General features: G+C 65.8%; 16 protein-coding genes and 1 pseudogene. 12 read left to right on the forward strand and 5 right to left on the reverse strand.

Annotation, left to right across the window (positions count from 1 at the left end):
* Positions 1-17: 17 nt before the first annotated feature.
* The 5 genes from VHAB30_RS25700 to VHAB30_RS25720 form a co-directional block, all read right to left on the reverse strand.
* On the reverse strand, positions 18-632 hold the full coding sequence (locus VHAB30_RS25700) for a LysE family transporter (RefSeq protein WP_159279059.1): 615 nt from the start codon (positions 630-632) through the stop codon (positions 18-20).
* A 114-nt stretch (positions 633-746) separates the two neighbouring features.
* The gene (gene rsmG / locus VHAB30_RS25705) at positions 747-1,391 is read right to left on the reverse strand and encodes a 16S rRNA (guanine(527)-N(7))-methyltransferase RsmG (RefSeq protein WP_159279060.1); all 645 of its coding nucleotides are present in this window, start codon (positions 1,389-1,391) and stop codon (positions 747-749) included.
* Positions 1,388-3,373: a tRNA uridine-5-carboxymethylaminomethyl(34) synthesis enzyme MnmG gene (mnmG, locus tag VHAB30_RS25710; protein ID WP_159279061.1), complete on the reverse strand. Its 1,986-nt coding sequence runs from the start codon at positions 3,371-3,373 to the stop codon at positions 1,388-1,390. Before mnmG ends, rsmG begins: the two co-directional genes overlap by 4 nt.
* A gap of 197 nt (positions 3,374-3,570) precedes the next feature.
* Complete coding sequence (locus tag VHAB30_RS25715) at positions 3,571-4,458, reverse strand: transglutaminase-like domain-containing protein (RefSeq protein WP_390904038.1); 888 nt, start codon at positions 4,456-4,458, stop codon at positions 3,571-3,573.
* The gene (locus VHAB30_RS25720) at positions 4,455-4,640 is read right to left on the reverse strand and encodes a DUF1328 family protein (protein ID WP_013538518.1); all 186 of its coding nucleotides are present in this window, start codon (positions 4,638-4,640) and stop codon (positions 4,455-4,457) included. The genes VHAB30_RS25715 and VHAB30_RS25720 overlap by 4 nt, the downstream gene beginning before the upstream one ends.
* 190 nt (positions 4,641-4,830) lie before the next feature.
* Here VHAB30_RS25720 and gstA point away from each other — a divergent pair, with 190 nt between their 5' ends.
* The 12 genes and pseudogenes from gstA (at position 4,831) to VHAB30_RS25770 (ending at position 18,669) form a co-directional block, all read left to right on the forward strand.
* On the forward strand, positions 4,831-5,439 hold the full coding sequence (gene gstA, locus VHAB30_RS25725; protein WP_062473773.1) for a glutathione transferase GstA: 609 nt from the start codon (positions 4,831-4,833) through the stop codon (positions 5,437-5,439).
* Positions 5,440-5,580: 141 nt separating this feature from the next.
* A complete protein-coding gene (locus tag VHAB30_RS25730) occupies positions 5,581-6,381 on the forward strand; it encodes an enoyl-CoA hydratase/isomerase family protein (protein ID WP_174250286.1) in 801 nt (266 codons plus the stop codon).
* A complete protein-coding gene (locus tag VHAB30_RS25735; RefSeq protein WP_159279062.1) occupies positions 6,378-8,201 on the forward strand; it encodes an acyclic terpene utilization AtuA family protein in 1,824 nt (607 codons plus the stop codon). The genes VHAB30_RS25730 and VHAB30_RS25735 overlap by 4 nt, the downstream gene beginning before the upstream one ends.
* 86 nt (positions 8,202-8,287) lie before the next feature.
* On the forward strand, positions 8,288-9,391 hold the full coding sequence (locus tag VHAB30_RS25740; protein ID WP_159279063.1) for an alkene reductase: 1,104 nt from the start codon (positions 8,288-8,290) through the stop codon (positions 9,389-9,391).
* A gap of 144 nt (positions 9,392-9,535) precedes the next feature.
* Entirely contained in the window at positions 9,536-11,107 is a 1,572-nt protein-coding gene (locus VHAB30_RS31220; protein ID WP_235926919.1) for a type VI secretion system Vgr family protein, read from the forward strand.
* Positions 11,108-11,136: 29 nt separating this feature from the next.
* Positions 11,137-11,340, forward strand: a pseudogene (locus VHAB30_RS31225) (type VI secretion system Vgr family protein); the annotation flags it as partial.
* Positions 11,341-11,449: 109 nt separating this feature from the next.
* On the forward strand, positions 11,450-12,046 hold the full coding sequence (locus VHAB30_RS31230) for a DUF2345 domain-containing protein (RefSeq protein ID WP_235926920.1): 597 nt from the start codon (positions 11,450-11,452) through the stop codon (positions 12,044-12,046).
* Between the two features lie 82 nt (positions 12,047-12,128).
* A complete protein-coding gene (locus VHAB30_RS25750; protein WP_159279064.1) occupies positions 12,129-13,127 on the forward strand; it encodes a DUF4123 domain-containing protein in 999 nt (332 codons plus the stop codon).
* A 3-nt stretch (positions 13,128-13,130) separates the two neighbouring features.
* Entirely contained in the window at positions 13,131-16,271 is a 3,141-nt protein-coding gene (locus tag VHAB30_RS25755) for a metallophosphoesterase (RefSeq protein ID WP_159279065.1), read from the forward strand.
* 15 nt (positions 16,272-16,286) lie between these two features.
* Entirely contained in the window at positions 16,287-17,537 is a 1,251-nt protein-coding gene (locus VHAB30_RS25760) for a hypothetical protein (protein WP_159279066.1), read from the forward strand.
* A gap of 173 nt (positions 17,538-17,710) precedes the next feature.
* Positions 17,711-18,196, forward strand: coding sequence for a RidA family protein (locus VHAB30_RS25765; protein ID WP_159279067.1), 486 nt, complete (start codon positions 17,711-17,713; stop codon positions 18,194-18,196).
* Positions 18,193-18,669 (forward strand): GNAT family N-acetyltransferase, encoded by a 477-nt coding sequence (locus VHAB30_RS25770; RefSeq protein WP_159279068.1) that lies wholly within the window; start codon positions 18,193-18,195, stop codon positions 18,667-18,669. Before VHAB30_RS25765 ends, VHAB30_RS25770 begins: the two co-directional genes overlap by 4 nt.
* The last annotated feature ends 1 nt before the right edge of the window (position 18,670 follow it).

Consider the following 18,670-nt stretch of genomic DNA (forward strand, 5'->3'; position numbering starts at 1 on the left):
CGGGTCGTCGGGGTCGGTCAGCGCGAGATCGCGAGCTTGATGCCGAAGGCAATCAGGAAGGTGCCGGCCAGCTTTTCGAGCATGGCCGAGATGCGGGGATTGGCGCGGATGCGCTCGGCCAGGAAGTGCGTGAGCAGCGTCGAGGTCAGGCCGTACAGGAAGGTCAGCGCGGCGATGGTCACGGCCATGGCGCCGAAGGTGATGACACCCTGGTGGCGCGCCGGATCGACGAACAGCGGGAAGAAGGCCATGTAGAACACGATCGCCTTGGGGTTCAGCAAGGTGATCGTCAGCGCCTGGCGCAGGAAATGGCTCGGGCGGATGTTCAGGATCGGTGCCGCGCCGGGCTTGGCCAGGAGCATCTTGAGGCCGAGCCACGCCAGGTAGGCGGCGCCCAGCCACTGCACCGCCTTGAAGGCCGCCGGGTAGGCGGCCAGCACGGCCGACACGCCCGCCACCGCCGCCCACATCAGGACCTGGTCTCCCAGGATCACGCCGAAGGTCGCTGCCAGGCCGCCACGAATGCCGCCTTTGCTGGTCGAGGTGATCAGCGCCAGATTGCCCGGACCGGGAATCAGAAGGAACAGGACGATGGCGGCGACGAATGCGCCGTAGTCAGCGATGCCGAACATGGGATGTGCCTCGAAAAAGAGAGCCAGGGGGAGGCTTCGAGTCTAAGGCAGGCCAGCGCCGGGAAGATTGCTCCGGCACCGGCTTTTGCCGGCGCCGTCGCATCTTTTACGAAATCAGGCGGCCTCTTTGCGCGCCCAGACGATGCAGCGCTCGGCGTCCAGGCCCGGCACCGTCAGTTGTTCCACGTGAAACACTGCGACGCCCGCCGGCAAGACGGCCAGTTCGTCGCTCGGCACCTTGCCCTTCATGGCCAGCCAGACGCCGCCCGGTGCCAGCAAGTGCACCGAGCCGTTGAAGAAGTCGGGCAGCGACGCGAAGGCGCGCGAGCTGATCACCTCGTAGCTGCCGGCCAACGATTCGACCCGCGCATGCAGGCCGCGCAGGTTCGGCAGCTCCAGTTCGGCCGCCACCTGTTGCACGAAGGCGGCTTTCTTGGCGACGGCATCGAGGCAACTGACCTCGATGTCGGGCCGCATGATGGCGATCACCACGCCCGGCAGACCGCCGCCGGAGCCGACGTCGAGCAGCCTGCCCTTCCCTGCCCACTCGCGCTGCAGCGGTGCGACGGCCGCGAGGCTGTCGAGCAGGTGGTGCGTCATGACGCCGGCCGGGTCGCGCACGGCCGTCAGGTTGTAGACCTTGTTCCACTTGAGCATCAGCGTGCCGTAGGCCAGTAGCTGTTCGCCCTGCGTGTCGGACAGGGCCACGCCCAAGGCGGCTGCGCCTGCGCGCAGCGTGTCGAGGGGCGTCGCGCTCATGGTGCGGTGTGCGGCTCGGTGGCAGCAGCTTCGGTGGTTTCTGTGGCTGTGGCGGTATCGGCGGCGTCGCGGGCGAAGGCCTTGTGCCCGCCCTTGCGCAGGTGAATCATCAGCAGCGAGATCGCGGCGGGCGTGACGCCCGAGATGCGCGATGCCAGCCCCAGCGTTTCGGGCCGATGCTTGTCCAGCTTCTGGCGCACCTCGAAGCTCAGCGCCTTGACCTGGCCGTAGTCGAAATCGGCCGGCAGCTTCAGGTTCTCGAAGTGGGCGGCGCGCTCCACTTCGTCGTGCTGACGCTCGATGTAGCCGGAGTACTTGGCCGAGATCTCGATCTGCTCGATCTCGGAAGCGCTCAGCGCCGACGACGGGCCGTACTTGCCGCCGTCCAGCGACATCAGGGTTTCGTAGTTCACGTCGGGCCGGCGCAGCAGGTCGGCCAGGTTGTATTCGTGCTCGATGGCCTTGCCCAGCACCCGGGCCGACTCGGTCGCCGGCAGGTTGCGCGGGTTCACCCAGATCGACTTGAGCCGCTCTGTTTCACGTGAAACAGCGTCGCGCTTGCGGCTGAAAGCGTCCCAGCGCGCGTCGTCCACGAGGCCCAGCTTGCGCCCTGCTTCGGTCAGGCGCATGTCGGCGTTGTCCTCGCGCAGCTGCAGCCGGAACTCGGCGCGGCTGGTGAACATGCGGTACGGCTCCGTCACGCCCTTGGTGATCAGGTCGTCGACCAGCACGCCCAGGTAGGCCTCGTCGCGGCGCGGCAGCCAGGCGTCTTCGCCGCGGCATTGCAGCGCGGCGTTGATGCCGGCGAACAGGCCCTGGGCTGCGGCTTCTTCGTAGCCGGTGGTGCCGTTGATCTGTCCGGCAAAGAACAGGCCGCGGATCGCACGCGTCTCGAAGCTGCTCTTGAGTTCGCGCGGATCGAAGTAGTCGTACTCGATGGCATAGCCCGGGCGCAGGATGTGGGCGTTTTCCAGGCCCGGCATCGAGCGCACCAGCTGGTACTGGATGTCGAACGGCAGGCTGGTCGAGATCCCGTTCGGGTAGTACTCGTTGGTCGTCAGGCCTTCGGGCTCCAGGAAGATCTGATGGCTGTCCTTGTCGGCAAAGCGGTTGATCTTGTCTTCGACGCTCGGGCAGTAGCGCGGACCCACGCCGTCGATCTTGCCGGTGAACATCGGACTGCGATCGAAGCCCGAGCGGATGATGTCGTGCGTGCGCTGGTTGGTGTGCGTCACCCAGCACGGCATCTGCTGCGGGTGCATCTCGACCTTGCCCATGAAGCTGAACACCGGCATCGGCCCTGCCCCACCGGGCATGCCGTCGCCGGGTTGTTCGGTGCACTTCGAGAAGTCGATGCTGCGGCCGTCCAGGCGCGGCGGCGTGCCGGTCTTCAGGCGACCCTGCGGCAGCTTGAGTTCCTTCAGGCGCGCCGACAGGCTGATCGCCGGCGGGTCGCCCGCGCGGCCAGCCTGGTAGTTGTCGAGGCCGACGTGGATGCGACCGTCGAGGAACGTACCGGCGGTCAGCACCACGGTGCGCGCGCGGAAAGAAATGCCCACCTGCGTGACGGCGCCGACCACGCGATCGCCTTCGATCATCAGGTCATCGACGGCTTGCTGGAACAGGCTGAGGTTCGGCTGGTTTTCCAGGCGGTGGCGGATCGCGGCCTTGTACAGCACGCGGTCGGCCTGCGCCCGCGTGGCGCGCACGGCCGGGCCCTTGCTCGAGTTGAGGATGCGGAACTGGATGCCCGCCTCGTCCGTGGCAATGGCCATCGCGCCGCCGAGCGCGTCGACCTCCTTCACGAGGTGGCCCTTGCCGATGCCGCCGATCGACGGGTTGCAGCTCATCTGCCCCAGCGTCTCGATGTTGTGGGAGAGCAGCAGCGTCTTGGCGCCCATGCGTGCGGAAGCGAGCGCGGCTTCGGTGCCGGCATGGCCACCGCCGACGACGATCACATCGAATTCTTCGGGGTACAGCATTGGAAAAAGGGGGCGCACCACAGACGCGTGCGCGGCGCAAAAAAGGGCACTAATTTTAAGCGGCGATGCCCTGCCGCAACCCCTGTGTGGACAAGCTAGGGAGCCGCGCCAAAATCGGCCCGGAGCCTTGTCGACATTGCGCAGGATGCTATATATTTAATAGCAAACAACCCACATCGGGCGGTCGCTTGGGAGGGTCAGAGCACCGGTTCGGGCTTCTCGATGCCCCGCAGCTCGCCGCTGGGTGCCGGCGTGCGCGGCGCAATGGCCCGCTCGTCCTGCAATTCGCGCACGGCGAGCTTCTTGTCGGTCATGCGCACCGCGCCGAAGATCGTGGAGAAGGCCACATCCTTCGCGTCGCGCCCCGTGCCCACGCGCACCAGCCGGTCGACGGGCGCCATGCGCGTCGGATCGAACAGCACCCACTGCCCGCCGAGCCAGGCTTCGAACACGGCATGGAAGTCCTGCGGCGGCTCGTCGAACCACACGTAGCCCACCACCAGCCGCGCCGGAATGTTGAGCGCGCGGCAGAAGGTGATGCCCAGGTGCGCGAAGTCGCGGCACACGCCGGCGCGCTGCACGAACACTTCGCGCGCCGTGGTGGTCGAGTCGCTGCTGCCCGGCACGTAGACGATGCTGTCGTGGATCCACTCGGCAATCGCCTGCACGCGGCCGATGCCCGGCGGCAGGTCGCCGAAGAGCTGCTGCGCGCAGCGCGCCAGCAGGTCCGACTCGCAGTAGCGCGTGGGCAGCAGGTCGCCCAGCACCGCGTCGGGCAGCTGGCTCACCGGCACCTCGGGCAGGGTGGCCGGCACATGCACCACCGGGCGCCGCACCGTCGCGCGGTAGGCGATGGTCAGCGGGCCGGGCGCCGCGTCGAAACGCACGAAGCGGTTGCCGCTGTCGGGCTCGCAGCCCACCCGCAGCCGCGCGGGCGGCTCGATGGTGAGTGTCTCGGCCAGCACCGCCTGCGCACCCGTGCGCGCGGCCTCGATGTTCAGCCGCAGGTGCGCCGGGGCGTCCACCTCGTAGTCCAGGCGCAGATCGACGTGCGACAGGTGCATGGCATGGGGCAAGGCGGTCAATCGAGCGCCTTCTTCACCGCGCCCACGCCGAGTGCGGCCAGCACCACGAACAGCACCGCCAGCACGAGGAACAGGCCGAACAGCAGCTTGGCGATGCCCGCCGCGCCGGCCGCCACGCCGCCGAAGCCCAGCAGACCCGCCACGAGCGAGATGACCGCAAAAATGATCGCGTACTTGAGCATGGTGAACCACTCCTTGGTTGCTTTGCGGCGGGCATGCGCCGCCGTGTCCGGACTGTAGGAAGCCCCGCTGCGCCGCCCGATAGTCGCCACGCGCGAGCCGCCGTAGGACAAAAACGCGATGCGGCCAAACCCGCTAGCATCCCTTTCGGTCGCACAGATCTTTTCCTTCTATCCATTGGAGTTTTTTCGAATGAAGCTGTACTACTCGCCCGGCGCCTGCTCGCTCTCCCCCCACATCGCGCTGCACGAAGCGGGCATCGCCTTCGAGCCCGTGCTGGCCAGCACCAAGAGCCACAAGCTGCAGGACGGCACCGACTACTACGGCATCAACCCGCTGGGCTACGTGCCGATGCTCGAGCTCGACGACGGCACCCGCCTGCGTGAAGGCCCGGCCATCGTGCAATACATCGCCGACCTCGCCCCCACCAAGAACCTCGCGCCCGCCAACGGCACCATGCCGCGCTACCGCCTGCAGGAGTGGCTGACCTTCATCGGCACCGAGATGCACAAGGGTTTCAGCCCGCTGTTCAACCCGGCCATGCCCGAGGAAGCCAAGTCCATCTCCAAGGACAAGCTCAAGGCCCGCTTCCAGTGGCTCGACGGCGAACTCTCCGCCAAGCAGTACCTGATGGGCGAGCATTTCAGCGTGGCCGACGGCTACCTGTTCACCGTGACCAACTGGACCAAGCCCACCGGCGTGGACATCTCGGACTTCCCCAACGTGCTGGCCTGGCACGCCCGCGTGGCCGCCCGCCCCGCCGTTCAGGAAGCGATGAAGGCCGAAGGCCTGCTGAAGTAAGCCAAAGCGCGCAGAACGCGACGCCAGCGACGATCCGGGCCATCCCAGGGAAAACCCGGATCACCGCAGCCACAAGCCGCATGCCGCGGCTTTTTTTTCGGGCGACGCTACGGCATCCGTCACCAGGAAGCCGAGCCGCCCATGTCCGAATCCCCTCCCCCTTCTTCTTCCCCGTCCCCTGTCGAGCTGCGCGAAGAGATGCGCGGGCCCGTCATGTGGCTCACCATCGATCGCCAGGAACGCCGCAACGCCATCAACGCGGCCGTGCTCGAGGGCCTGTCCGATGCGCTGGCCCGCGCCAACCGCGACACCGCCGTGCGCGCCGTGGTCCTCACCGGCGCCGGCACGCGCGCCTTCTGCGCCGGCGCCGACCTGCAAAGCGGCACCTCGTTCAAGTTCGACTACGCCGCGCCCTACCAGGGCATGGCCAACCTCTTTCGCCAGGCGCGGCAATCGACCGTGCCGCTGATCGCGCGCGTCAACGGCGCGTGCATGGCGGGCGGCATGGGCCTCATGGCGATGTGCGACCTGGCCGTGGCCAGCCGCCAGGCCGTGTTCGGTCTGCCCGAGGTGAAGGTCGGCGTGTTTCCCGCGCAGGTGCTCAGCGTGCTCGGCGGCCTGCTGCCGCGCCGCGTGCTGGCCGAGATGTGCATCACCGGCGAACCGATCGACGCCGCGCAGGCGCTCGAGCTGAAGCTCATCAACCGCGTGAGCGACGACGTCGACGAGAGCGTCGACTGGCTGCTGGGCCGCCTGCTCGACAAATCGCCCGCCGCCATCCGCCGCGGCCTGTACACGATGAAGAAGATCGAGGCCATGGCTTTCGAGGAATCGATGGCCTTCACCGAAAGCCAGATCGGCCTGTTCGCGCTCACCGAAGACGCGGCCGAAGGCCAGCTCGCCTTCCGCGAGAAGCGCAAGCCGCAATGGAGCGGACGATGAACAGCAGCAACCACGACAGCAATCGCGTCGTCCGCATCGGCGGCGCCTCCGGCTTCTGGGGCGACAGCAGCGTGGGCGCGCCGCAGCTCGTGGCCAGCGGGCAGATCGACTACCTCGTGTTCGACTACCTCGCCGAACTCACCATGTCGATCCTCGCAGGCGCGCGGCTGAAGAAGCCCGAGCTGGGCTACGCGACCGACTTCGTCTCCGTCGCGATGAAGGCCGTGCTGAAAGACGTCGTGAAACAAGGCATCCGCGTCGTGAGCAACGCGGGCGGCGTCAACCCGCAAGGCTGCGCCGATGCGCTCGCGGCACTGGCCGCCGAGCAAGGCGTCTCGCTGAAGATCGCCGTGGTCAGCGGCGACGACGTGTCGCCGCTGCTGCCCGAACTGCGCGCCTCGCAACCGCCCGTGCGTGAACTGCAGAGCGGCGCGCCGCTGCCCGAGCGCGTGCTCAGCGCCAACGCCTACCTGGGCGCGCGCCCGGTCCAGGCCGCGCTCGACGCGGGCGCGCAGGTCGTCATCACCGGCCGCTGCGTCGACTCGGCCGTCACGCTCGGCGTGCTCATGCACGAATTCCAATGGCAGCCCGGCGACCACGACCTGCTTGCCGCGGGCAGCCTCGCGGGCCACATCATCGAGTGCGGCTGCCAGGCCACCGGCGGCCTGCACACCGACTGGGACACCGTGCCCGACTGGCCGAACATCGGCTATCCCATCGTCGAATGCAACGCCGACGGCAGCTTCGTCGTCACCAAGCCCGCGGGCACCGGCGGCAAGCTCACGCCCGCCGTGGTCGGCGAGCAGATGCTCTACGAAATCGGCGACCCCGCCGCCTACCTGCTGCCCGACGTGGTGGCCGACTTCACGCAGGTGCGCATCGAACAGGCGGGCGAACACCGCGTGCGCGTGCACGGCGCGCGCGGCCGCGCACCCACCGGCAGCTACAAGGTCTGCGCCACCTACGTCGACGGCTTCAAGACCGCGGCGCAGCTCACGATCGTCGGCTTCGACGCGGTGGCCAAGGCGCGGCGCACCGGCGAAGCGATCCTCGCGCGCACCGGCGCCCTCTTTGCGCAGCAGGGCCTCGGGCCCTACAGCGGCACGCAGCTCGAAGTGCTCGGCGCCGAGTCCTGCTACGGCCCGCATGCGCAGACACAGGCGCAGCAGATCCGCGAGGCCGTGCTGCGGCTCGCCGTGACGCATCCGCGCAAGGACGCGCTGGAGCTGTTCGCGCGCGAGGTCGCGCCGGCCGGCACCTCGTGGGCGCCCGGCACCACGGGCGCGGGCGGCGGGCGCGCCTCGGTGTCGCCATCGATCCGGCAGTACGCGTTCCTGCTCGACAAGGCGCGCGTGATCCCGCAGGTGCGCGTCGATGGGCAGGCCGTCGATGTGCCCGCGACGCACGCCACCAGCGACGACCCACCCGCTGTGCGCACCAACGATGAACTGCCCCTGGCCACGCCCGGCGACGACGCCATCGACGTCCCGCTGATCCGCCTCGCGTGGGCCCGCAGCGGCGACAAGGGCGACACCTCGAACATCGGCGTCATCGCGCGCCATCCCGAGTTGCTGCCGCTGCTGCGCGCGCAGCTCACCGAGGCCCGCGTGGCCGCATGGCTCGCGCACCTGGTGCAGGGCCGCGTCACGCGCCACGAGGTGCCCGGCATCCACGCCTTCAACTTCGTCTGCGAACAGGCGCTCGGCGGCGGCGGCATGGCCTCGCTGCGCAACGACCCGCTCGGCAAGGGCATGGGGCAGATCCTGCTGGCGCTGCCCGTGCGCGTGAGCCCGGCGCTGCTGGCGCGGCTGCTTCCTTAGCACCAATCGGGACAACCGTGCGACAGCAGGGTTGAGACGGGCGGCTTAGCCTTGCGCCTGTTTCAACTCTGCCCCCTCAATCCACGATGTCCACCCTTTTCGACCCCGTCCAGGCCGGCGACCTCCAGCTCGCCAACCGCATCGTGATGGCGCCGCTCACGCGCAACCGCTCGCCCAACGCGATCCCGCCCGACATCGCCGCCACCTACTACGCCCAGCGCGCCAGCGCCGGCCTGCTCATCACCGAAGCCACCGCCATCAGCCACCAGGGCCAGGGCTACGCCGACGTGCCCGGCCTCTACGGCACCGAGCAACTCGACGCCTGGAAGCGCGTGACCGACGCCGTGCACGCCGAGGGCGGCAAGATCGTCGTGCAGCTGTGGCACGTGGGCCGCGTCTCGCACACCGAACTGCAACCCGGTGGCGGCAAGCCCGTCGCGCCCTCGGCCATCACCGCCAAGACCAAGACCGTGCTCATCAAGGACGGCGTGCCCACCTTCGTCGAAACGTCGGAGCCGCGCGCGCTCGATGCGGCCGAACTGCCCGGCATCGTCCACGCCTATGCCGCGGCCGCACGCAACGCCGTCGAGACCGCGGGCTTCGACGGCGTCGAGCTGCACGGCGCCAACGGCTACCTGCTCGACCAGTTCCTGAAAGACGGCAGCAACAAGCGCACCGACGACTACGGCGGCTCCATCAAGAACCGCGCGCGCCTGCTGCTCGAGTCCACGCGCGCCGTGGTCGATGCCGTCGGCGGCGGCAAGACCGGCATCCGCCTGTCGCCCGTCACGCCCGCCAACGACGCGCACGACAGCGACCCGCAGCCGCTGTTCACCTACGTCGTGCAGCAGCTCGCGCCGCTGAACCTGGCCTACATCCACATCATCGAAGGCGCCACCGGCGGCCCGCGCGAAATCGCCGACCGCCCCTTCGACTACGAAGCCCTCAAGGCCGCCTACCGCGCCGCCGGCGGCAAGGCCGCCTGGATGGTCAACAACGGCTACGACCGCCCCCTGGCCGAAGAAGCCGTGAAGGAAGGCGACGACCTCGTGGCCTTCGGCAAGCCCTTCATCTCGAACCCCGACCTGGTGCGCCGCCTGCGCGAGCACGCGCCGCTGAACGAGCTGGACAAGGCGACGATGTATGGGGGTGGGGTGAAGGGGTATACGGACTATCCGGCGCTGGGCTGAGCCGGCCCTTCCAGCGTCAACTTCTTCGCGCTTGCTTCGCCCTTTTTGGCGAGCAGCGCGTGAGGTGACGATTGTTCGCAGTGTGCGCCGCGCAGTCCCTGCAGACTGCGCCGACCTCTCCTCCTTCTCTCAAGGAAGTCGTCGATGCCGCGCACGCTGTCTGTCTCTTCTGCTGCGATCCCTGTTGTTCTTGGTCAGGCTGCACTGGAGCCCGTGCGGCTGTCAGGGCATGAGGGGGTCAACAGCCTCTTTGCCTACGAACTCTTTCTCAAGACCCCGGATGCGCTGGCTCTGTCCGGCGTCTCTTCCGGCGCCGACTTCGACCTGGATGCCTTCATCGGCCAGGAGATCAGCTGCGAGATCGAACTCGATGGCTCTTCCCCCCGCCAGATCAATGCCCTGATCACCGACGCAGCCCTGTGGGGCGAGGAAGGGCGCCACGCCCAGTACAAGCTCACCCTGCGCCCCTGGCTGCACCTGGCCACCCTGCGCACCGACTGCAGGATCTTCCAGAACCTCAGCGTCGTCCAGATCCTGGACGAACTCCTGGGCGGCTACGCCTTCCCCGTGGACAAGCGCCTGATCGAGCACTACCCGGTGCGCGACTATCAGACCCAGTTCAACGAGAGCGACTTCGCTTTCTTCTGTCGCCTGTGCCAGGAATGGGGCATCAGCTACCACTTCGAGCACTCGGACGGCAAGCACCGCCTGGTGCTCTCGGATGCCATGGGGGCCTATGCGGCTGGCGATCCGCTGTACGAGCATGTGGAATACCACGCCCCCGGCTGGAAGATCGATACCGAGTACATCCACAGCTTCGTGCCTGCCCATCAACTCACGAGTGGGAAGTACGCGACTCGGGACTACGACTACACGCGCCCCAGGGCGGATCTGAGTGTTTCGAGAGCTGATCCGCGCCCCACGGGGCAGGCCGAGGGCGAGGTCTACCAGTGGCATGCATCAGGAGCGGGAGGCAGTCACTACGCCCAGCCTAATGCAGGAGCAGACACAAGCACCGATCCTCACGGCGAAGGCCGCCTGCTGTCCCTGCTGCGCATGCAGGCACTGCGCACCCACGGAACCCGCGCCCAGGCCAGTGGCAACCTCAGAGGCATGGTGCCAGGATGCACCTTCCAGCTGAAGAAGCACCCGAGGGAGTCGGCCAACGCCGAGTACCTGATCCTGGACACCCGCTTGCTCATCGAAGACGTCGCCGAAGACAGCCAGAACCGCGAAGCCGCTGCCGACCGCAAGCAGCAATGGCGCGTGCAGGTGGACTTCACGGCCCACCCGGTCACAGAGCCCCTGCGGCCCGAGCCGACCCAGTCCAAGCCTGCCATGGTCGGCCCGCAGGTGGCGCTGGTGGTGGGCCCCGAGGGCCAGAACCTGTGGACGGATGAGCTGGGGCGCATCAAGGTGCAGTTCCCTTGGGACCGGCAGGGACAGAAGAACCAGCACAGCAGCTGCTGGGTGCGGGTGAGCTCGCCCTGGGCGGGCAACCAGCTCGGGGGCATCCAGATTCCGCGCATCGGGCAGGAAGTCATCGTGAGCTTCATCGCGGGAGACGCGGACCTGCCGATTTGCATGGGCAGGGTGCACAACCAGGTGAACCTGCCGCCGTGGCAACTCCCCGGCCAGAACGCATTGAGCGGGTTCAGGAGCCGGGAGCTGACCGAGGGGGGGGCAACGGTGCGGCGGGCAGATCGAATCACCTGATCCTGGATGACACGGCCGAGAAAATCCAGGTGCAGCTCAAAAGTGATCACCAGAGTTCAAGCCTGAGCCTGGGGGCGATCACGCGCATCGAGGACAACGCGGGCAGGAAAGACCCCAGGGGGGAGGGCTTCGAGTTGCGCACTGACGCCCATGGCGTATTGAGAGCCCAGGACGGCATGCTCATCACCACTGAAGGCCGTCCCGATGCAGCTCGCCAAGCCAAGGACATGGGCGAAACCATCCAGCGCCTGACGAGCGCACGCGACCAGATCGAAGGCCTGGCCGAAGCGGCCCGCACAGCCGAGGCTCAGGACGACAACGACGACCAGTCCACCGTCGCCCATGCCATCAAGCAGCAGAACGAAGACCTCCGGGGCCACGGCAGCCCATCGACCGAAGGCCGCTTTCCCGAACTGGCCACACCGCATCTCGCGCTCGCCAGTCCTGCAGGCATCGCCGCCACCACCGCCACGCACCTGCCACCTGCATGCGCACACCGGCGCGCACATCCAGCTCACCAGTGCCGGCCACACCTCCTTGAGTGCCGCCCAGCGCATCCTCGCCAGCGTGGCGGAAGGCATGCGCATCTTCACGCTCAAGAGCGGCATCAAGGCCTTTGCATCGCAGGGCGACATCCGCATCGAAGCCCAAAGCGACGCCATCGAGGCCACGGCCTTGAAAGACATCGACATCGTGAGCACCGAAGACACGGTCTACATCACCGCCAAGAAGAAGGTCACGATCAACGGCGGCACCAGCTTCAGCGAATGGAGCGAAGGCGGCATCCGGCACGGCACGCTGGGCACATGGATCGAACATGCCGCGATGCATGGGACGCCGGGGCCGGACAAGAAGTCAGGCCCCACCGCACCGACCGTGTGCTGGGAGTGCATGCAACGCGCCATGCGCCGCGCGACCGCGGCTGCACCTCGGGAGTGACATGCCGAACCACACCGCGCAACAGTCATCCGACCTCACACACGCTGCACGAACCAGACTCGATGTGGCGCTGCATCGAGCCATGTCGACGCAGATCGAACACTGGCTCAGTGCCGAAAGCGCTGCGACCGCCACGCCCATGCACCGCTACGCACTCGTCAGTGCGGGGCAATGCGAAGAAGGCGTCGTCGCTCGCATGGTCGCGATGCAAGAGCTCGCCTGCGAACGCTTGTTCATGCAGACACCCGAAGCGGAGATGGCCGACATCGGCCCCTGGCTCATCGAGATCCCCGCCTCATCTTCCGAGTCGCTGCGCCATGCGCTTGCGCATCAGGCTGCGGCCGAAGCGCTCACCCTGATGGCCAGCCCGCTGCGCTTGCAGAAGCTTTCCGCGCATCTGCGCGGTTTCCTGTCCGGCACATTGCTCGATGGATCGTCCGTTCTGTTGCGCTACTTCGATCCCCGCATCGGCTTCGACATGTTCGCGCACTGGTCAGACCCCGTGCAGCGCAAATTCAGCCGTCCGCTCGCCTGGTGGGCAGGCTGGGACGGTGACCTTCGCATTCGGTACGTCAAGGGTGGCGCAGACACCGAGATCACGCCGTCGAACGAGGGAGTCGAACTTACTGCCGAATGGGTCCAGGCCATCGACAAGGCAGGGGAAGCGAATCTTGTCATCGCCCTGCTCTGCGAAGAACTGGAAACATCGAATCCCCCCGCGGCCGACCTGCTCGCACAGATGCATCCATTGCTTCGCCGAAAGATCGCACAAGCCGCGCTGGCATTCACCCGTCGTGTAGGCCTGGCGGGTTGGGACAACAAGGCACACGCATGCCGCCTTGCCTTGCTCAAGCACGCGCGCTTCCACACCCACCCCGGCTTCCTCGACGCTTTGTCGGTTGCACGCACTCCGCTGAATCTCCGTGATGTCTTGGCGCACACGCCATCGGCAGTGCAGCAAGGCTGGGCGTGCGACCGCGACGCGATGCTGGTTCGCCTCTGCGACGAACAGTCCAACGCCCTTCTGTCTGCCTTCAACACGACGGGCGGTGGCTTCATGTCCGACGCGAAGACCTTCTGATCCATGGCAAACGAACCCAAGACCGGCGCATCGGTGTGCGATTGCAGCGACCCGGCGCAGCAAGTGGCCGTGATCCTCTATCCCAGCCTCGGCACACCGATGCTGATCTCTTCCAGCCAGAAAAAGTGCAGCCTCTTCATCGCTACCGCGACGCTCGGTGTGGCCAACAGCGCTGGCCGACGAACCACGCATGACAAACGCGCGGAGGTCGTCTCCATGGATGGCGACGAAGAGCAGGCCGCCGCGGCCACCGTGGCGCGTCACCTGCGCCTCGTCGGCATGAAGGGCACCAAACCCGACGCCGACATCCGCGTAGGTGGACTGACCGGAGACGGCGCAGACTGCGCCAAGGCCAAGGGCGCCATCAAGGTCTGGCGCGTCGCCAAGTTCGAAGCCGGCGCGCTCATCTACAACCAGAAAGGCGAAATCTTCGCCACCCTCAGTCCGCAGGCTGCGAGCGCGTACACCGCCTCGGGCTTCGCGGGCGGGCACGTCTACGAAGTGGAGCTCGACATCGAAAAACTGGCCGTCCAGCCCGAGACCGACAGCTTCAAGAGCTTCGCCTGGATGGTCGAACCTACCCGCCAGCAAAAGGAAAGCTTTCCCACGCTGTGTGCTGTCAGCACGGTGCATTCTCAAGACCTGCTGGTCGAGTCCTTCCTTGCCGCCCAGGTCAACGACCTGCGGCACCGGCACCAGCCCACCAACACCGACGGCGCGCCCAAAGGGAAGGAAACCAACCTGATGGAATACGACGTCGCACAAACGGCACAAAAAGCCCGCACGCTGGCCCTCGACGACTCCCAGCGCTTGGCGGCGTGGCATCCCGTCATCCGACTGGCCAGTGACGGACCACTGAAGCTCGGGCACCTGAGCGACGTTCACATCAACGTGCGGCACAACGCGCTGGCCAAGTCACCGGCGCGCATCATCGAAGACAGCAGCAGCTTCGACGGCCCTGCAGTGGGCGCACGCGTGTGCAACAGCTTCAACGCGCTCAAGGAGCTCTTCGACAAGATCGGTGCCGGCAAGAAGCCCGACACGGCCCTGCTCTTCACCGGCGACCTGATCGATTTCAATCGCAACATCGATCCCCGGCAGGTCGGCGACGGCATCGGCGAGCAATGGAAAAAGTTCAACGTGTTGAACCACTTCAACACGCCAGGCCTGTACCCACGCGGGCAGGACGACATGCTCGCCTTCAGCCTCGTTCGCTACGCCTACAACGAACTCAAGCTGCCTGTGTTCATGACCAGCGGCAACCACGAGGCATACACGGTGCCCTACGGCATCAGCCCGCGCATCAACGACTGGGGCGCCGCCATGGGCGTGCTCGAAGACACCACCGACACACTCGACACCGATGGCTGGGGCAGGGAACGCGCCTTCGAGCCCACCACCACCGTCGCTACGCACGCAGGTACGCACCAAGCCCGCCGGATCGGAATCAAGGCCGAGATCGGTCGACGCGTCGTCAACAGCAACAAGAACCTCCATATCGGGGATCTGGCGGAAACCTACCGGGACTTCGACAAGGCCAGCCAATGGCACAACAACAAGGCCAACGAAGGCATCTCGGCCGACCACAACATGAGCATCTACGAGACCACGCTGGCATACGGCCCCACCTATGCACAGGCCCTGACCGGCAACAACTACAGGACCGAGAACTACGACTGGTTCTACGCCCTCTTCACGCCGCTCGAGGACGTGCTGATCGCGCTGGGCGTTGAACCCGACCGGCCCGGACCGGCCACCCAGGTGATCGCGGCGCTGGGCTGGGGGCAAGGGGAGAACTTCAAGAACCTCACGGTGAGTGGCCTGCTGATCACCTCGACCGACCGCCAGGGAACCGGCATCCTGCCCCGCGCAACCCAATCCTTCAGCAACAAGCAGCTGCAGTTGCTGGGGCAGGCCCAGAGCCACAAACGCGCAAGCCCGGGTGCCAGCCTCACGGTGGCGACGCACTTCACCATCATCAACTACGACGAACCGCTGCCCTACTCGGCCACGCCCGAACAGGCACGCTTTATTCCTTCGAGCAGTCCCTTGGGCGCCCCTCTTCGCGGGCAACCCGGATTCAATCACGTCAACACCGGCACGTGCGAAGTCAACCAGGACGTCTATTTCGAGCGCTTCGTGTGCGTCGACGGTGGCAGCACGGGCAAGGCAACACCCGAGACCGCGGTGGATTGGCACTTCAGTGGCCACAGCCATCGCAGCGGCGTTTACGACGTCGCGTGGTGCCAGCCGTCCAGTGGCGCGCGCATGGTCCAGGTCACCAGTGCTGTCGACCCCGGCATCCGCAAGGAGACCGTGAAAGCGCCGGCGCGCCAGCGCACGCGCTTCATCGTCAGCAGCAGCGGCGGTCCGATCGGCAAGCAGAACCTCGACCGAGAGCTCGACAGCTGGACCTTGCGTCCGCCCTCAGGCACGCTCCTGGACCCCGCGACGGGCATCATCACCCAGGTCATGACGCAACGCTCCAGCAAGAGCGCCGGCGCGCCGCTGAACGAGAAGCCGCGCCTCGCGGTGGCACTCGACTACATGGCCGTGATGAGCCGGCATCTAGACAAAGGCATTGACCCGCCCCTGGTCTTCGTGCCGACACCGCTGATACAGGCGGGGTGGAAGGTGCCGTTGACGCTGAGCGTAACCATGGCCAAGCTGGAGTGCATTGCAGGGATCAGGTTCTGGGTGTTTGAGCAAGTCGGCACGGGAACCAGGGCCATGAAAATCTGGCACACCTTGACCACCAGATACACCTCCGAAGGCCACAGCCCCTTCATCAAGCTCGAAGCCAAAGACCACGCCTTGCTGACGCGAATCCTGGACAACGGCGCAATCACCGAGCAAGCATTTTGTGAGGTGCTGTTGAAGCAACCCAAGGTCGGCAAGGACGATTGGAGCAAGGACATGGATTGCACGGACCCATGGATGTTTCCATTCGAAATCGGCGTATTCGGCACAGCCCTCAAGGGCGGCGGCGTGGACTACGGCGCCACGGGAACCTCGAAGTGGTTCTTCCGCAGGCCAGCGGAAGAGCGGGGGGAAGTTCCTGACTGGAAGTTTCTTGCGGAAAACTACAAAGGCAAAGGGTATGTGCCATCGAAGGAGGCCATCAATCCTGATGGCAATAAGTGAATCCGAAGGAAACCGATGGATCGCCGCTCCCTCTTGTTTACAACTGCCGCATTCGCATCGTTCCCGCCTCTTCTTTTTGGATACGCCATGGGTACTAAGAAAAATATCAAGTCATTTGGCAAAGCCTATGCCTACCTGCTCGAGCCAGCGCTCCGTCAACGAGAAGTGGGGACCTCGCAACTGGTGATCGACAGCGCAGAATTCAGCGGCGTCGCCTTTCAGCACGTCGCATGGCACAAAGTCAGGTTCGTGAATTGCGACTTCGTAGGTGCCTACGAAATCAAGCTCAGCGAGCTACGCGATTGTGTATTTGAGGACTGTCGATTCGCTGGAATCATCAACTGGGGCATTTCCAGATCGATTCGCTTTGTCCGTTGCCAAGCGGGAGGACAAAGCAACGTGATCGACCTTAGCGGGAGTTCCGATGTCCACTTTGAATCCTGCAGTTTCGTCGGTAAGGCTCAGAGTCCAAACAATTGGGGCGGCATTGGAAGCAGAGGCGATGCCACTTTCGTCGACTGCAAGGCAAAGTGGTTCGAGCTTGCCGGCTATAAGAAAATCGTGTTGGACAGATGTGAAGCACAAGACATCGGCATTTGGACAGACAGTCCGGCAAACAGCGGAGCGAGCTACGAATCGGCCGCAGTGACCATCCAGACCTCGAAGTTCCGTGGGGTTCTCGACATGGCAGCACGTGATCTTCAATCCCTCACTATCCGCGACACCGTACTCGAACACTTGAATCTGAACAACGCCGCAATCAAAAGCGATGTATTGATCGAAAGGGTAAAGGGCGGGTTCATCAATGCCGGCGTCACCGCGAAGAGCTTCTCGATCCGCAACAGCGAAGTCTTCGGCAACGGCAAGAACATTTCATTTGTCATGCCGATGGACAGCGCGCAGCAGGTCTTGCTCGAAAGTACAAACTTCGGCACGGGTCCGATGCAACGCGTCAATCTGGGACCAGGACGTCCGCTTCAAGACAGCGAATGGCAGGCCGCCCCAATCAACAGCTTGGCGGTCGTTCGCAACTGCACCTTGCCCATCGTCGATGCCTCCTGGCTGGAAACGCAGCGCCTTGTTTTCGAAGGCAACACCATCGGTAGTCTCGACATTTCCAATGGCCGCATCGGACAGTTGGAAGTCAATGGAAATTCCGTCGATCGCTCGGTAAATCTCGCCAAGACACAAGTCAAAGAAAGCAAGATTCAGGTATTCGCCAAGGATCAAGCCAAGTTCGACGGCTCCAATCTCAAGGCTCGTTGAGCGTATCGGGACAACGCCTCGCCATCGGGGATTTCATTCACTGCCGAAGAGAAACGGCTTGAACACCGGCCCGAACCTCGCCCGTCGCACTGAAGCGCTTCGCGCCGGATTGCCACCCCGTCCGCCCCCGCTTACCCTTGGCGCCTGTCCATCACGCGCCTCCGATCATCGCCATGCCCCGCATCACCGATCGCCTCACTGCGTTGGCCCTTGCCCTTCCACCTCCCGTGACGCCACCACCCGGCGTCATCCTCCCCTTTCAGTTCGTCCGCCTCGTCGGTCGGCGCGCCATCGTCTCGGGCCATGGTCCGCTGGATGCCGATGGCCGCATCGCTGCGCCGCTGGGCAAGCTCGGCGCAGAGCTGACAGTCGACCAGGGCTACGCCGCCGCGCGCCTCACCGGCCTCGCGATGCTCGGCAGCCTGCAGCGCGCGCTCGGCGACCTGGACCGCATCACCGCCTGGACGCGCGTGTTCGGCATGATGGCCTCGGCGCCCGGCTTTCAACAGCAGCCGGCGGTCATCAACGGGTTTTCCGATCTGATCCTCGAGCTCTTCGGTCCCGAGGTCGGCGCCCATGCGCGCAGCGCCGTGGGCATGGCGGAGCTGCCTTTCGGCATCCCGGTGGAGATCGAGGGCGAGGTCGAGTTCGACGCGTGAGCGACAACGCTGCGCCCTGGCATCTGCGTCGCGCCACCGCCGACGACGTGGCGACTGTCACTGCGTGCGCCGTCGAAGCCTTCCGCACCTACATCGCGCGCCTGGGCCTCACGCCGCGGCCGATGACGCGCGACTATGCGCAGGCCATCGCACATCTGCAGGTGTGGGTGGCCGAGCGACCGGAGCAACAGATCGGCGCCGCACTGCTGCTCGATGTCACAGACGAAGGCTTCCTGATTGATGTCATCGCCGTGCACCCCGACCACCAGGGCAGCGGCGCGGGCCGCGCGCTGCTCGAACTGGCCGAGCGCGAAGCACTGCGCCAGGGCCACGCGTCGATCTACCTGTTCACGAACGAGAAGATGACCGAGAACCTCGCGCTCTACCAGCGCATCGGCTATGTCGAGTACCGGCGCGAATCGCTCGACGGCCGCACACGCGTTTATCTGCGCAAGCCACTGACAAGCGCGTGAA

Source organism: Variovorax boronicumulans, from assembly GCF_009811375.1.
GTDB lineage: Bacteria > Pseudomonadota > Gammaproteobacteria > Burkholderiales > Burkholderiaceae_C > Variovorax > Variovorax boronicumulans.

Excerpts from the sequence above, each read along its gene's own strand:
- VHAB30_RS25755 (WP_159279065.1), top strand. The coding sequence starts at position 13,131 with ATGGCAAACGAACCCAAGACCGGCGCATCGGTGTGCGATTGCAGCGAC.
- gstA (WP_062473773.1), top strand. The coding sequence starts at position 4,831 with ATGAAGCTGTACTACTCGCCCGGCGCCTGCTCGCTCTCCCCCCACATC.
- VHAB30_RS25720 (WP_013538518.1), bottom strand. The coding sequence starts at position 4,640 with ATGCTCAAGTACGCGATCATTTTTGCGGTCATCTCGCTCGTGGCGGGT.
- VHAB30_RS25700 (WP_159279059.1), bottom strand. The coding sequence starts at position 632 with ATGTTCGGCATCGCTGACTACGGCGCATTCGTCGCCGCCATCGTCCTG.
- VHAB30_RS25760 (WP_159279066.1), top strand. The coding sequence starts at position 16,287 with ATGGATCGCCGCTCCCTCTTGTTTACAACTGCCGCATTCGCATCGTTC.
- VHAB30_RS25765 (WP_159279067.1), top strand. The coding sequence starts at position 17,711 with ATGCCCCGCATCACCGATCGCCTCACTGCGTTGGCCCTTGCCCTTCCA.
- VHAB30_RS25750 (WP_159279064.1), top strand. The coding sequence starts at position 12,129 with ATGTCGACGCAGATCGAACACTGGCTCAGTGCCGAAAGCGCTGCGACC.
- VHAB30_RS25740 (WP_159279063.1), top strand. The coding sequence starts at position 8,288 with ATGTCCACCCTTTTCGACCCCGTCCAGGCCGGCGACCTCCAGCTCGCC.
- VHAB30_RS31220 (WP_235926919.1), top strand. The coding sequence starts at position 9,536 with ATGCCGCGCACGCTGTCTGTCTCTTCTGCTGCGATCCCTGTTGTTCTT.
- VHAB30_RS31230 (WP_235926920.1), top strand. The coding sequence starts at position 11,450 with ATGCCATCAAGCAGCAGAACGAAGACCTCCGGGGCCACGGCAGCCCAT.
- mnmG (WP_159279061.1), bottom strand. The coding sequence starts at position 3,373 with ATGCTGTACCCCGAAGAATTCGATGTGATCGTCGTCGGCGGTGGCCAT.
- VHAB30_RS25735 (WP_159279062.1), top strand. The coding sequence starts at position 6,378 with ATGAACAGCAGCAACCACGACAGCAATCGCGTCGTCCGCATCGGCGGC.
- rsmG (WP_159279060.1), bottom strand. The coding sequence starts at position 1,391 with ATGAGCGCGACGCCCCTCGACACGCTGCGCGCAGGCGCAGCCGCCTTG.
- VHAB30_RS25730 (WP_174250286.1), top strand. The coding sequence starts at position 5,581 with ATGTCCGAATCCCCTCCCCCTTCTTCTTCCCCGTCCCCTGTCGAGCTG.